The organism is Niallia sp. Marseille-Q9988 (genome assembly GCF_976954375.1).
Genome location: NZ_CDRJSZ010000011.1, coordinates 142,956 through 158,271 on the forward strand (window position 1 = coordinate 142,956; position 15,316 = coordinate 158,271).

A 15,316-nucleotide genomic window follows, 5' to 3' on the forward strand; every position below is an offset into this window, starting at 1 on the left:
TTTATTAATCATGAAAAATTTTCCTGGAAGTTGATTCTTTTGGGTACATACTACAACTAGAGTTTACGCAAATAAAAAATTTAAAAAATTGAAAAGAAAGCATTTACAAAAATAGCAATTCCGTTTATTATGTGTTTAGTTAACAAAAAAATGTTTGATTCAAACATTTGGTGTAAAGAACATAATAGGGAGAACTGCATAATATGGAAAATTTGCAGCAATTAAATAAAAGACAAAATAAAATTTATCAACTTCTATTGAATGAAGGAGAGATCAAGATTCAAGACCTTACAGAAACATTTGGCGTGGTCGAAATGACGATTAGGCGGGATCTTGATAAAATGGAGAAATTAGGATTTTTGAAACGAACATATGGAGGTGCGATTCTCGCTTTTGAAGATATTGTCATTAATAAGAGAGAATTATTAAACAGAAGGGCAAAAGAACTCATTGGGCAAAAGGCGGTCAAATTTGTTCAGGAGGGGGACGGCATTTTTGTAGATGCAGGTACGACCACTCCATATTTTGTTAAAAACCTACCTGTTGATGCAAAGCTTTCCATCACAACAAATGCCTTGAATGTTGCTTCGAAAATTCATGGGAAAAACAAGGAAAAAATTATTTTAGGTGGCATGATAAGAGAGTCCACGTCGTCGCTTTATGGACCAATTGCCATTTCAACATTAAACAATCTTTCTTTTGATAAAGCCTTTTTAGCTGCATCTGGTTTCACGCTTAACCAAGGTTTCAGTAACTCGAATATTTTTGAAGTGGAGATTAAGCAAAAAGTAATAAAGCAATCAAAAGAGATAACCTTCCTTATAGATCATAGCAAATTTGACACTCAATTTATGCACAAAATAACCTCGCTTGAAAACATAAATCGAATTATCACAGACAAAAAACCCTCTAATGAATATTGTAAGTTAATTCAGAGCAGTGGAGTTGAGTTAGTAGTATGTAGTAACAATTGATTTGAGTGTTTCTATTAATTGTTACTCATACAAGCATGTAATTCAGCATATTACACTACAATCCGTTCTTACTTAATAATACCTCTACCAATAATTTCTTAACTCCTTTTATGGATGAAACTCTTTTAATGAATAAATGGAATCAAATGTGAATAGAAAGTAAATAGCCTTTGATTAGTTTTGGTGAAAATCAAAAGTGTTTCTAAATACGCATTAAATGTAAGCGCTTAAAAATGTATTTGGCATCTGGATATTAAGTCACAATGGTGATTTTAATATATAAATACTTCGATAAACAAGGGGGATATGTATGAAGAAGTTTTTGATTGGATTATTGACATTGGTACTAACTTTTGGGTTAGCTGCATGTAATACGAGTGAAGAATCTAGTAGTGAAAAGGATCAATATGTATTTGGCTATACGTCGATGACACAAAATAACCCGTATTTTCAAGTAGTAGAAAAAGCAATTAGAGATAAGGTAGAAGCTAATGGAGATAAGTTAATTACGACCAATCCTGCTATGGATGTGGAGCTTCAAATTAATCAAATTGAAGATATGATTGCTCAAGGAATAGACGCAATTTTTCTAAATCCTGTTGATTGGGAAGGAATTAGACCAGCATTAGCGATGTTAAAGGAAGCGAATATCCCAATCATCAATTACGATGCAGAAGTGAAAGATATGGAATATATAACGAGCTATGTAGGTTCAGATAATAAGAATGCCGGAAAAGTTGCTGGAGAAGATTTAGTGAAGAATTTTCCAGATGGAGGAAACATAGTTATCCTTGATAGTCCAACAATGAATTCAGTTAATGATCGAATCGAAGGATTTATGGAAGCGATTGAAGGGGAAAATTTTGAGATTGTTGCACAGCAAGATGCCAAGGGAGACTTAGAGACAGCGTTAACGGTGACAGAGGATATCCTTCAAGCCCATTCTGACATTATCGCTATAATGGGTGGAAATGATCCAACAGCTTTAGGTGCATTAGCAGCTGTTAAAGCTGCGAATATAGAAGGAATTGCCATTTATGGAGTTGATGGATCACCTGATGCGAAAACTGCAATTGCAAATGGAGAAGCATTAATCGGAACAGGAGCTCAATCGCCTATCTCTATTGGAGAAAAGTCGGTCGAAGTCGCTTATAAAATACTAAAAGGCGAAGACTATGAAAAGAGAATTCCAGTAGAAACGTTCATCATTAATAAGGACAATGTGGAGGAATACGGAACAGATGGCTGGCAATAAATGATGTGAATATACATTCTTAGCGACTACAAATAGAAGGAGAAGAAATATGCAATTCTAAAATGGATCGTATATAGAATTCTCCTTCTACATTTTAATGGGGTGGGATTATGTCTACGAAATTATTAGAGATGAAGGATGTTTCTAAACGTTTCCCAGGAGTTTATGCCTTAAAGGGTGTGGAGTTTGAACTAAATAGGGGAGAGGTGCATGCTCTATTAGGGGAAAATGGAGCTGGGAAATCAACGCTTATGAAAATACTTGGTGGGATATATTCCATTGATGAAGGAAAAATTTTTATTGACGAGCAAGAAGTAGAGATAAAAGATGTTAAAGATGCACAATACAATGGTATCAGCATTATCCATCAGGAAATTATCTTAGTACCATACTTAACGATTGCGGAAAATATTTATTTAGGAAGAGAGCCTTTAACAAAAACAGGGTTTGTCGATAAAAAAACAATGTTTTCCAATGCAAGAAACCTTTTAGATACATTTGAGCTGGATTTATCGGAAAAGAGTTTAATTAGTGAGTTGAATGTTGCACAGCAACAAATGATTGAAATTATTAAAGCAGTTTCTTTTCAAGCGAGAATTATTTTAATGGATGAACCAACTTCTTCTTTAACGGAAAAAGAGGTGAATTTTCTTTTTAAAACAATTCGTAATTTGACGGAACAAGGTGTGGGGATTGTTTATATTTCACACCGCATGAATGAACTATTTGAAATAACAGATAGAATTACAGTGATGAGAGATGGAACCTATATTGGGACCGTTCGTACGCAAGAAACGACGGAGAACCAACTAATTTCTATGATGGTTGGTAGAGAACTAACTAACTATTATGTTAGAGATTATTCTAAAGTAGGAGAAACAGTTTTAGAAGTAAAGAATTTATCAAGGGAAAATTATGTGAATCATGCGGACTTCCAATTAAATAAAGGCGAAATATTAGGTTTTTCCGGCTTAGTTGGTGCAGGGAGGTCAGAGCTGATGAAATGTATTTTTGGCATTGACCCCTTTGATGAAGGAGAAATTTATCGCGACGGCAAGAAAATTACGATAAAAAACCCGAATGATGCGATTAAACACGGGATTGCCTATGTTACGGAAAATCGGAAAGAAGAAGGCCTGTTTCTCATTCAGTCTGTTAAATACAATATTACGATAAAAGTTTTGGATAAGGTGATCAAATTTCTTCGCGTAAAAAAGAAAATCGAAGACCAGTATGCAGAGGATTTTATTAAAGAATTAGCTATTAAAACCCCAAATAGTGGGCAAATAGTAAAAAATTTAAGCGGTGGTAATCAACAAAAAGTATTGATTTCTAGATGGCTTGCGACAAATCCTCAAGTATTGATATTGGATGAACCAACAAGAGGAGTCGATGTAGGGGCAAAGGCGGAGATTTATGCGATTATGAATCAGCTCGTGCAAAAAGGGGTTTCCATTATTATGATATCTTCCGAGCTTCCTGAAATTATTAATATGAGTGATAGAGTAGCTATTATGTACAAAGGGAAAATTCAAAAGATATTGGAGAATAAAGAGCGCTTTAGTCAAGAAGTAATTATGCATTATGCTACTGGAGGTAATTAAGATGGCTCAAGCAGCACTAAAGGAGAAAAAGAAAGAAAACTTTTTATGGAACTTAGGTTCAAGTATTATAACCTTTATTCGAGAAAATTTAGGTATTTTAATAGGGTTACTTGCTTTATGTATTATTATTTCGATTATTAATCCCAACTTTTTATCCTCTAATAATCTATTAAATGTGTTAAGACAAACGTCCACCAATCTATATTTAGCACTGGCAATGACGATGATTATTATTTTAGGTGGGATCGATTTATCTGTTGGCTCCATTATGGCAGTAACTGGAGTAGTTACGACTTTAATGATTGCAACATTCGGGGCACCGGTATTTATAGCTGTATTAGCTGGTTTATTTGTGGGGCTATTAATCGGTGCTTTAAATGGTTATGTTGCTGCAACAACCGTGATTCCTCCTTTTATTATTACGCTAGCCACTATGAATATAGCGAGGGGAGCGGCCTATGTAATTACAGATGGAAAGCCAGTCAGAGTTATGTCTGATTCCTTCAATTTCATTGGATCTGGTTATATTGGTGGTGTATTGCCGATGCCTGTCCTTTACCTTTTAATTCTATTAATCATTTGTTACTTCATTATGAATAAAACGCGACTTGGTCGTCACATGTATGCTGTGGGTGGGAATGCGGAAGCAGCGAAATTTTCAGGAATAAACATAAAAAAGGTACAATTTTTTGCTTATATATTTAGTGGATTAATGGCTGCAATTGCAGGTATTGTGTTAGCATCGCGTATGTTTTCTGGTCAACCAACAGCGGGAGAAGGTGCAGAATTAGATGCGATAGCGGCAGTTGTGTTAGGCGGCACGAGTATGACAGGAGGCTATGGGAAAATCGGCGGCACAGTTATCGGGGCACTTATTATTGGGGTGCTTAGCAATGGGCTAAATCTGATGGGAGTAAGCTCCTTTTGGCAATACATTGTAAAAGGTGTTGTAATTCTAGTTGCTGTCTATGCAGATGTTATTAAAAGAAGAAAAGCATAAATGGACATAGAATAGGGGGGAGGATTAGATGAAAGAGGGAATAACAATCGCTGGAACAATTGCTGTTGACGAAATAAAAAAAATTGAAAAATACCCTAATCAGTCAGAGCTGACGACAATAAAAAGCGTAATGCGATCCATAGGAGGAGCGGTATCTAACTGTGCTGTTTCTTTAGCAAAAATAGATGGAGAGTTGCCTATAGATACGTTAGCAATGATAGGAGAGGATGAGAGGGGCGACTATCTTAAAGAGCGACTATCTCACTATAAAAATATTGATAGTAGTCAAGTGAAAGTGTTAGGAGATACACCATTTACCGATGTTTATCAAGATGCAACTAGCAGAACATTTTTTACTTATAAAGGAAACGCTCTTTATTTCGATGAGTCAAAAATAGATTATCAACAGCTGCGCACCAAAATTTTTCATCTCGCTTATATTTTATTATTAGATGGGCTAGATAAGGAAGACAAAGAATATGGAACAAAGACGGCTAAGGTGTTAAGGAATGTACAAAAATTAGGAATCAAGACGTCTATTGATATTGTCAGTGAGAATAGTGATCGCTATCAAAAGCTTGTGCCACCTTGTCTTAAATTCACGAATTATTGCATTATAAATGAACTAGAAGCAGGTAATAGTGTTGGCATAGCATTAAGGAATGGGGATGGAAAGCTGATTGAACACAATATTAGAAAAGTGTTATATCGCTTAAAAAAATTAGGTGTCAAGGATTGGGTTGTTATCCATACACCAGAGGGAAGTTTTGGATTTGATGGAAAAGAGATTCATAGTATACCATCTTTACTTATTGATAATAGCTCAATCAAAGGCACTGTTGGAGCAGGAGATGCTTATGTATCCGGGGTACTATATGGTGCGTTGAAGGAGCTTTCTTTAGTAGAGGCTATGCAATTAGGTACTGCAGCAGCAGCTTCCTCGTTATTCGAGGCGGATGGAACATCAGGTGTAAAGGCATATGATGAATTAGTAAAGATGTATCAGGAATACCCGAAGAGAAATAAAGTGGAAATATAGGAGGAGGGCTACTATGTTAGTAACTTTAAAGGAACTTTTGATAGAAGCAGATAAGGGGAACTATGCAGTCGGGGCTTTTAATTGTCCAACATTAGAATCTGTTAGAGGAGTAGTAGAAGCGGCGGAGGATCTAAGAGCTCCAATTATTCTGGCACACGCAGAGGTGCATAATACTATCATTCCTCTTGAAATAATGGGCCCTATCTTAGTAGAGTTTGCTCAAAAAGCATCTGTGCCAATTGCTGTTCATCTTGACCATGGAACTAATTTAGAAATGGTGAAACAGGCTATTGATATTGGCTTTACCTCTGTTATGATAGATGCCTCACATAAAGGCTATGAGGAAAATATTCAAATTGTGAAAGAGGTAGTGGAATATGCTCATAAACAAAATGTTTCTGTAGAAGCAGAGCTTGGCGTGATGACTTCTTCTGGACTTGGAGGAGAAGAAACATATGAGGGAGACTCACATGTTTTAGAGGATGCAGCAAACTATTATACAGACCCTGCTATTGCAAAGGACTTTGTAGAGAAAACGAATATCGATGCATTAGCTGCCTCCTTTGGTACAGTCCATGGAATCTATTTGACAAAACCAAACTTAGATTTTGATCGATTAGAAAGGATTTATGAAAATATTCAAAGACCTGTCGTTATGCATGGAGGATCAGGTTTAAGTGAAGAAGAGTACAAAACAGTAATAAATAGAGGAGTAAGAAAAATTAATTATTACAGCTATGCAGCAAAGGCCGGGGCATACGCTGCGAAAGCATTTTTAGAAAAAGAAGAGAACCCTTTCTACCATGATTTAACCGTAGTAGCAAAAGAAACCATCAAACAAGATATAAAGAAAGCAATAAGCATTTTCGCAAATAAATGAAGGAACGAAGGGGGGGCGGTTGTAGTCTGCTTCTCTCTTTGATTTTCAAAAGGGAAACGGTAGAGCAAGTTCCCTGATTTTCTACTTGCATTTTTCCCCCAAAAGAGATTAATATAGAAATCGTAATGATTACGATTTAAAAACGAAATGAAAGAGTGATAAAATGAAAAAAATACCTGTTACAGTGTTAAGTGGCTATTTAGGTGCTGGGAAGACAACTTTGCTTAATCATATTTTACATAATAGAGATGGACTGAAGGTTGCGGTAATTGTCAATGACATGAGTGAGGTTATAATCTGAATGGAAGTGTAGGAAAAGGAACTGTCTCTTGCTTCCATTTATAGTATTAAATAAGATTTGTGCTTAACACTGTATTTAAGAGGATTCAATGTAGAGTAAGCAAGATTCTAGATGTGATTTTAATTTTTTAAATGTCATAAATATAAAGTGGAAGAATATACATCTACAGAAAATTAAATTCTTAAGAGGAGAGATAAGCAAGAAGTTGTATGACAACACACAACTTGAAGAGAGTGAAGATGGATATGGTTAAACAAATTAATAGGCAGAGTGTGGTTGATGAAATTTATGATCAGATAGTTCAGAAGATTTATAATGGTTATTGGGGCCTTGGAGAAAAACTTCCTTCTGAACATCAATTGTGTGAAATGTTAGGGGTAAGTAGAACGAGTATTAGAAGTGCATTACAAAAATTAAGTGTAAAAAAGATCATTGAAATCAAACACGGGCAAGGATCATTTGTTTCTAATTTTGCAAAGGTAAGTATTTTGAGTAGCTTAGATACATTAAATGTAGAATTAAAGTTAACTAAGGAAGATATATTAGAAATGCTTGAATTCCGCGAAGCAATTGAATTTAAGTGTATTGATCTCGCTGTGGAAAAAGCAACTGAAGAAGATGTTTTAAATTTAGAAAGAGCTTTAAAAAAAATGATACAAAACAAAAAAGAATACAAAAAGTACACTGTTGCTGATTTTGAATTTCACTTAGTTATTGCTAAGGCTTCAAAAAACAAGCTGCTTTTTGAAGTGTTGAAAAATTCAAAATACTTCTACTTATATTTAGAGGAATTGAATAGAGTCATAGGTGTGAACCAAAACAGTATAGATGGACATACGAAACAGTATGAATGTTTTAAAAAGAGGGACGCAGAAGGTATTAAGGACCAGATAAGAAGAGGAGTAATGGAAATGTTGGAAAAACTCAATATGACTCAGTAACGATAAAATTTCCGAAAAGTTGTATGATGTGCCACCTTATAGGTTGTTCTCTATTTCTAAAAAATATCATTTTTAGAAATAGATTTTATTTAGAAAAGATGGGGGTAGTGAGAAAATGAAAAAAATTAAAATGGGGTTAGTTTTCTTGCTTTTTATTGTAAGCGTTTTATCTGGGTGTTCATCAAAAGAAGGGGCTGGCGAATCAGAAGATGGCGTAGTAACTTTAAAAATTATGTCTGTTTCACAAACAGAACAACCAGACGGGGAACTTGAACAAAAAATTGCTGATGAATACATGAAGCAAAATCCTAAAGTCAAGATTGAATTTATAGGGGTTCCAATGAATGATTTATATAAGAAGCTTACAACATTAGCAACAAGTAATGATTTGCCCGATGCTTTTACTATGACACCTGAATTTATGAGAACAGCTCATGATATGGGAATGACAGCTAATCTTACTGAATTATTAGGAGAAGAGTATTTAAAAGATTTTTACGAAAATATTATTGATGAAGCAAGTATAAATGGGGAATTACAATTAATCCCATGGAACGCGACCCCGCAAGCGTTAATCTTTAGAGGAGATTGGTTTGAAGAAGAAGGTTTAGAGGCGCCGAAGACTTGGGATGAATTTATAGAAGTAGCTCAAAAGCTAACAAAAGATAAAGATGGAGATGGTCAGTTAGATCAATGGGGATTTGGGTTAGTTGGAACTAGAAATGGTTCTGGTGCTTCAAGATTTATACCTATTTTACGTTCCTTTGGTGCAGCAGAAATTAGAAAAGATAATAACGGAAATTGGATTACAGACTTAGGTTCAGATGAAGCTAAAAAGGCATTTCAACTTTATGGAGATTTAAATAATAAATATAAAGTTGTTCCACCAGGGGTTACTGAATCTGGTTTTCCTGAGGTAGCGAGTTTATTTGCAACAAATAAAGTGGCTATGATGATTACTGGACCTAATGCATTAGGAGCAATATATGCGGAAAATCCTGATTTAAAAGGTAAAGTCTATAGTATTCCAGTTCCAAAAGATATTGAATATTCCTCTAATTTTGGCCTTATTGGATATGGAATTTCAGAGAACAGTGAACATAAAGAAGAAGTAGCAGATTACTTGAAATTTCTAGTAAACAAAGAAAATTCCCTTCAATGGAATAAGGATACAGGGAGACTTCCAACAAGAAAGGATGTAGGGGAGTCACAACAATTAAATACACCTGAAATGGCAGGATATTCAGAGGCTATCACATATGCATTTCATTTACCAGAGATCTCTTCATATAGCCAATTCCAAGATATAATAGCTGAAGCTTATCAAACAATGTTAACGAATAGTGAAAGCGTCGAAAATATTGTGAAAAAAGCTGAGAATCGTGCAGAAGATCTAATTAGTAAAGAATAATTTTTAGGTAGGATAAAGAGATAATAAAGCGGTATTCCCCTAACTATTTTTGCTTATAAGAGAGTTGGATTAGGGGAATGCCGACATATGCGGTCAGGTGGTGAAAATATGAGAAATAAAACATTCTCAATATTAAAAAAAGAATATTGGAGTGGCTACTTGTTTACAGCACCTGCTGCAATTGCGTTGTTGTTGTTAGTGGCTTATCCATTAGTTTATGGTATGTATATTAGTTTTTTTGATACAAATCTGGTTAATCGTTGGGATTTTGTTGGGATAGAAAATTTTAAAGAAATATTTTCTAATATGGATTTTACTAATAGCATCTTGCTTACTTTACTCTATACAGTACTAACGATATTAGGTCATTTTATCATAGGAATTGGTTTGGCACTTTTATTAAATATAAATATAAAAGGAATCGTTATTTTTAGAGCAATCCTTGTTTTGCCTTGGCTTTTGCCTGAAGTGGTAGTTGCTTTATTGTGGAAATGGTTATTTAACCCAATGTATGGCTTATTTAATCATATTTTGCTGACAACTAATATTATTTCTGAACCTATCTCTTGGTTAGGTGAAAGTACTTATGCATTTTTAGCAGTTGTAATGGTTAGTATTTGGAAAGGGTATCCTTTAATAATGATGATGATCCTGGCTGGATTACAGTCTATTCCGAAAGATTTATATGAAGCTGCAAGGATAGATGGAACGAATAAATGGCAGGAATTTCTTTATATAACAGTTCCAGGTTTAAAGCCAGTTTTAGTAGTAAGCCTCATACTAGATACAGTTTGGTGGTTTAAACATTATACGATGATCTGGGTAATGACTGCAGGTGGACCTGGAAATGCTACAAATGTAGTTAGTATAGATATCTTTAAGAATGCATTTGAATATTTTGATTTTGGAAATGCAGCAGCTATGGCGGTAATTGTTTTTGCGGTATGTTTCTTGATAGGCTTCTTGTATAGGAGGGTACTAGATAATGATTAAAAAGAGATTTAGACTTTCAAAATTATTAATTTATGTACTATTAATATTTGCCTCAGGATTTGTCTTAGTACCTACTTTGTGGATGCTTTCTACCTCTTTAAAACCTATTGAAGATGTAATGACAACACCACCAAAATGGATACCGGAAAACTTTTCCTTCGCATCCTTTATAAATATATTTAGAGATTATCCTTTTTCTGATTATTTTATTAATAGTATTATAATCGTTTCGATTTCCACAATTGCATCTATTATTGTTTCATGTTTGGCTGCCTATGGAGTAACCAGGTTTAAATTTAAAGGAAAGGGATCTTTTCTTACTTTTTTACTAGTAACTCAAATGTTCCCTTCTATTATGTTATTAATACCTTTTTACCATGTGTTAAGATCAGTAAATCTAATCGATTCCCATTTAGGCTTAATATTAGTCTATATATCTTTTACTATCCCTTTTTGTACTTGGATGATGGTAGGATTTTTCAAGTCTATACCAACTGAATTAGATGAAGCGGCCAAGATGGATGGGTGTGGTAAATTAAGAACCTTTTTACAAATTATTATGCCACTATCGTTACCAGGACTTGCTTCCACAGCCATTTATGCAATGTTAACAGGTTGGAATGAATATATGTTTGCCCTGATATTAACTAATTCAGAAACGATGAGAACTCTTCCTGTTGGCATCGCTGAATTAAATGGATATTATAAAATTCTTTGGAATGATTTAATGGCTGCATCTGTAATTTCAAGTTTACCATTAATTATTTTGTTTATTTTCTTTCAAAAGTACTTTATCAGTAGTTTAACCTCAGGCTCTGTTAAAGGTTAAATAGGGAGGGATAATTATGATAAAAATAAAAAATGTAAAAACGATAGTAACTGCCCCAGAGGGTGTGAATTTAGTAGTAGTAAAAATTGAAACAACTGAACCTGGCTTATACGGTTTAGGATGTGCAACATTTACTCAAAGATATTTATCAGTAGTTTCAGCTATTGATAATTATGTTAGGCCATTCTTAATAGGCAAGGATGTTCATAATATTGAAGATATATGGAATACCACAAATGTAAGTGGTTATTGGCGTAATGGTCCGGAATTTAACAATGCAATCTCTGGTGCTGATATGGCACTTTGGGATATTAAAGGAAAATTAGCGAATATGCCCTTATATCAATTATTCGGTGGCAAATGTAGAGAAGGTGCAGCTGTTTATAGACATGCAGAAGGAGAGACTATAGAACAGGTAGAAGAAAATGTAATCCAATTTATGAAGGAAGGGTTTCGTTATATTAGATGTCAACTTGGAGGCTATGGCGGGAAAAATCATTTTATCAATAAACCAGAAAAAGCTCCCAATGGAATTTATTATGATCCAAAAATTTATATGAAAAGTGTTATAAAGATGTTTGATTATCTAAGAAATAAAGTAGGCTGGGAGGTTGAATTCATTCATGATATTCATGAAAGGTTAGCACCGATTGATGCTGTTGGATTTGCAAAAGATCTAGAACCATTTAAATTATTTTTCTTAGAGGATGCTTTAGCTCCAGAGCAAATTGATTGGTTTAAGTTAATTAGACAGCATACTACAGTACCTATTGCAATGGGAGAACTATTTAATAATCCTAATGAATGGATGCCGCTAATAGAAAATAGATTAATTGATTTTATAAGAATCCATGTTAGTCAAATTGGAGGGATAACCCCTGCGAGAAAAGTAGAAGCAGTATGTCAAATGTTTGGCATACGTACAGCATGGCATGGACCTGCAGATGTCTCACCAGTTGGACACGCTGCAAACGTACACTTAAATGTGAGTAGTCCAGCATTTGGGATTCAGGAATATTATGGATTTAGTGAGAAAGTGCAAGAAGTATTTCCAGGTAGCCCAGAGACTAGAAATGGATATATATATCCTAATCAGTTACCTGGTTTAGGTATTGATATTAATGAAGAGAAGGCAAAAAAATACCCTTGTAATGATAAATTGCCAGAGTGGACCCTAGCAAGAATTGTAGATGGAACTGCCGTAAGACCATAAATAATGTTTTCACTGAAAAAAATGAAAATTTGAGAATTAAGAAAAGAAGAATCATGCTTTTAATTATGTGTTTATTAGGAAGGTATTATTAGGTGCAACAACACATATTCCAAGCTTGTTGCACCCACCTTTTGTAGTATTTAAAAAATTTTCATGATTCTTAATTTCGAGTATCTAAGAGCATAAAGACATCATATTTACTTGGGTTTTTTTAGACGATTATTTTAAGATAAGCACCTAAAAGCTACTTTCAATCCTACAAAAAAATGTAGCAGAGGTAAGAGGAAACGTCAAAAGTAAAAAGATAGAATAGTTTGTAAGTAATATTAACGAATAGACGTAGAACCCCAGTATTGAATTCCTTCTTTTCTCCAATTAATAGATTCTATTTTTGACATATTTCGTGAAATACCTCAATTTGACACTCTTAATATAATTATATAATTATCGATTAGCCTACAAATTTTATTTGCGTATTTTATTACTTTAAAATTCCCCTAAACAGAACAAATGTTTTGGTGTAGAATAGTAATCAGTGCATCAAAACTATTAAATATTAAAGGTGGAAATCAACTTGAATGGAACATCACATGCTGTAATTGGATCAGCAACAGGATTTATTGTTGCTCATACCGTGCAACACCAACGGAGACGCTTGTGTGTGTCGCTTTAGGAGCTGTCTCTGGATTAATGCCTGATCTAGATATTGACGGGAAACTTCGTGGGAAAATTACTTTGCCGCATCAGATGATTCAATTGTCTGCACAGGTAATCGGAATACTTATGATTCTTTATAGTTTCTTCGAGAAGGTCGCAGTAGAAAGGTGGATGGGTGTCGGAATAGGGATTTTGATATTAATTATAGCCTCCTTAATTAAACAAAAACTTATGCTAACGATAACGGGAATTGCCGTTTTGATGGGGGGGCTTTCTGTAGAAGAAAGATGGATTATTCTATTAGGAATCTTTATTATGATTGCATCCTTTACTTCCCATCGAAGCTATACCCATTCTATCTTAGGAGTCGTGTTCTTCGGAATTATAGCCTCTGATTTAGAGACTTCGCTTGGAATGCAAGGATTGTACTATACTTGTCTTGGGGGATATATCAGTCATTTAATAGCTGATTTTAAAATTTTCCCATTTAATAAACGAGGCGTTAAGCTGTTCTTGCCATTGTCATCAAAGGAATTATAATAGTTTAATAGATTATCTTTCTTTATACATAATAAAAAGTTAGATAGAACAGAATCCCTCATTCTGGCAAAATGAAATGGGGGATTTGCGTGTATGAACCACAGGCAGGAGAGTGACTGCTAGTATACCAGAAACTGGTGTTCTTATACCACAACAGATAGCCGAAGTAAAATCGTCTGTCTATCAAAGGCAGGTGAATATAAATAGAAGGCAACGAGAATTAGATACGCTAAATGAATTAGAGCAGGCAAGACTTGCAGTTGAAGCATACGAAAATCCAAGAAAGAATCCATAGCACTCATCTAGAAGCAGATGATCCTGTTAATTGGATGGCTCTTTGATTCCTCTAATGTATTTATCCTTGCATTTTTCCACAAAAGAGATTAATATATAAATCGTAATGATTACGATTTAAAAAACGAAATGAAAGAGTGATAAAATGAAAAAAATACCTGTTACAGTGTTAAGTGGCTATTTAGGTGCTGGGAAGACAACTTTGCTTAATCATATTTTACATAATAGAGATGGGTTGAAGGTTGCGGTAATTGTCAATGACATGAGTGAAGTAAATATTGATAGTGAACTAGTGCAAACAGTTGGGGGTTTTTCCCGTACAGAAGAAAAGCTAGTCGAAATGTCAAATGGCTGTATTTGCTGTACACTTAGAGAAGATTTACTTGTAGAAGTGGAAAGGCTTGCGATGGAAGGGGATATTGATTATATCTTAATCGAATCATCTGGAATTAGTGAACCAATCCCAGTCGCACAGACTTTTTCTTATATTGATGAAGAAATGGGAATTGATCTTACAAAGTTTTGTAAACTAGATACAATGGTAACGGTAGTCGATGCAAATCGGTTTTGGCATGATTATGAGTCTGGTGATTCACTCTTAGATAGAAAAGAAGCAGTTGGGGCAGGGGATGACAGAAATGTTGCTGATTTATTAATTGACCAAATTGAATTTTGCGATGTGCTTATTCTTAATAAATGTGATTTAGTTGCACCAAAGGATTTAGATAAATTAGAGAAAGTAATTAGAACATTACAACCTGTTGCTAAAATTATTCGAACCGTTAATAGTGAAATTACACCGCAAGAAATCTTAGATTCAAATCTATTTGATTTTGACCGGGCTAGTGAGTCAGCAGGATGGTTGCGTGAATTGAATATTGGTCCTAGTATGCATACACCGGAAACAGAGGAATATGGGATTAGCTCTTTTGTTTATGCTAGTAAAAGACCTTTTCATTCGGAACGCTTTAATGATTGGTGTCATTCGATGCCACTCTCGATTGTTCGTGCAAAAGGAATAGCATGGTGTGCCTCAAGGAATAATTTAGCCCTACTTTTATCACAAGCTGGGCCGTCTGTAAGTATTGAACCCATCTCTTATTGGGTTGCATCACTAACAGAAGCTAGACAGAAGGAAATTCTTCGTGTTAATCCAAGATTGAAGGAAAGTTGGGATCCTAAATTTGGTGACAGGCATACAAAGCTAGTATTTATAGGAATGGATTTAAACGTGGAGCTGATAAAAAAAGAATTGGAAGATTGCTTATTAACAGATGAAGAGTTTTATGGAGATTGGCAACAGTTAAGCGATCCGTTTCATTGGCAAGTAGCAGCAAGATAGTTTTGTGAAAGCAAATAACTTGCAAATCGTAACCATTTCGTTT

14 protein-coding genes and 1 pseudogene are annotated in these 15,316 nt (G+C 34.6%); all 15 read left to right on the top strand.

Going from position 1 to position 15,316, the window contains the following annotated elements; all coding sequences use genetic code 11:
• The first annotated feature begins 203 nt into the window (after window positions 1-203).
• On the top strand, window positions 204-974 hold the full coding sequence (locus ACWNMZ_RS19290) for a DeoR/GlpR family DNA-binding transcription regulator (RefSeq protein ID WP_449598799.1): 771 nt from the start codon (window positions 204-206) through the stop codon (window positions 972-974).
• Window positions 975-1,284: 310 nt separating this feature from the next.
• Window positions 1,285-2,229, top strand: coding sequence for a substrate-binding domain-containing protein (locus tag ACWNMZ_RS19295; protein WP_449598800.1), 945 nt, complete (start codon window positions 1,285-1,287; stop codon window positions 2,227-2,229).
• A gap of 110 nt (window positions 2,230-2,339) precedes the next feature.
• A complete protein-coding gene (locus tag ACWNMZ_RS19300) occupies window positions 2,340-3,833 on the top strand; it encodes a sugar ABC transporter ATP-binding protein (RefSeq protein WP_449598801.1) in 1,494 nt (497 codons plus the stop codon).
• 1 nt (window position 3,834) lies between these two features.
• On the top strand, window positions 3,835-4,833 hold the full coding sequence (locus tag ACWNMZ_RS19305; protein WP_449598802.1) for an ABC transporter permease: 999 nt from the start codon (window positions 3,835-3,837) through the stop codon (window positions 4,831-4,833).
• Window positions 4,834-4,861: 28 nt separating this feature from the next.
• Window positions 4,862-5,872 (top strand): carbohydrate kinase family protein, encoded by a 1,011-nt coding sequence (locus ACWNMZ_RS19310; RefSeq protein WP_449598803.1) that lies wholly within the window; start codon window positions 4,862-4,864, stop codon window positions 5,870-5,872.
• A 13-nt stretch (window positions 5,873-5,885) separates the two neighbouring features.
• Window positions 5,886-6,752, top strand: a complete 867-nt coding sequence (locus tag ACWNMZ_RS19315) for a class II fructose-bisphosphate aldolase (protein ID WP_449598804.1) — start codon at window positions 5,886-5,888, stop codon at window positions 6,750-6,752.
• A 163-nt stretch (window positions 6,753-6,915) separates the two neighbouring features.
• Window positions 6,916-7,050, top strand: a pseudogene (locus ACWNMZ_RS19320) (GTP-binding protein); the annotation flags it as partial.
• A gap of 242 nt (window positions 7,051-7,292) precedes the next feature.
• Entirely contained in the window at window positions 7,293-7,994 is a 702-nt protein-coding gene (locus ACWNMZ_RS19325) for a GntR family transcriptional regulator (RefSeq protein ID WP_441131869.1), read from the top strand.
• A gap of 115 nt (window positions 7,995-8,109) precedes the next feature.
• Window positions 8,110-9,405, top strand: a complete 1,296-nt coding sequence (locus tag ACWNMZ_RS19330) for an ABC transporter substrate-binding protein (RefSeq protein WP_449598805.1) — start codon at window positions 8,110-8,112, stop codon at window positions 9,403-9,405.
• Between the two features lie 108 nt (window positions 9,406-9,513).
• The gene (locus ACWNMZ_RS19335) at window positions 9,514-10,398 is read left to right on the top strand and encodes an ABC transporter permease subunit (RefSeq protein WP_441131873.1); all 885 of its coding nucleotides are present in this window, start codon (window positions 9,514-9,516) and stop codon (window positions 10,396-10,398) included.
• Window positions 10,391-11,227 (top strand): ABC transporter permease subunit, encoded by an 837-nt coding sequence (locus ACWNMZ_RS19340; protein ID WP_441131875.1) that lies wholly within the window; start codon window positions 10,391-10,393, stop codon window positions 11,225-11,227. The genes ACWNMZ_RS19335 and ACWNMZ_RS19340 overlap by 8 nt, the downstream gene beginning before the upstream one ends.
• A 16-nt stretch (window positions 11,228-11,243) precedes the next feature.
• Window positions 11,244-12,440 (top strand): enolase C-terminal domain-like protein, encoded by a 1,197-nt coding sequence (locus ACWNMZ_RS19345; RefSeq protein ID WP_312095919.1) that lies wholly within the window; start codon window positions 11,244-11,246, stop codon window positions 12,438-12,440.
• 510 nt (window positions 12,441-12,950) lie between these two features.
• A complete protein-coding gene (locus ACWNMZ_RS19350) occupies window positions 12,951-13,637 on the top strand; it encodes a metal-dependent hydrolase (RefSeq protein WP_449598806.1) in 687 nt (228 codons plus the stop codon).
• 112 nt (window positions 13,638-13,749) lie between these two features.
• Window positions 13,750-13,932 carry a hypothetical protein gene (locus ACWNMZ_RS19355; RefSeq protein ID WP_441131877.1) on the top strand — a complete coding sequence of 61 codons (183 nt, stop codon included), beginning with the start codon at window positions 13,750-13,752 and terminating at the stop codon, window positions 13,930-13,932.
• Between the two features lie 144 nt (window positions 13,933-14,076).
• Complete coding sequence (locus ACWNMZ_RS19360) at window positions 14,077-15,273, top strand: GTP-binding protein (protein WP_449598807.1); 1,197 nt, start codon at window positions 14,077-14,079, stop codon at window positions 15,271-15,273.
• The last annotated feature ends 43 nt before the right edge of the window (window positions 15,274-15,316 follow it).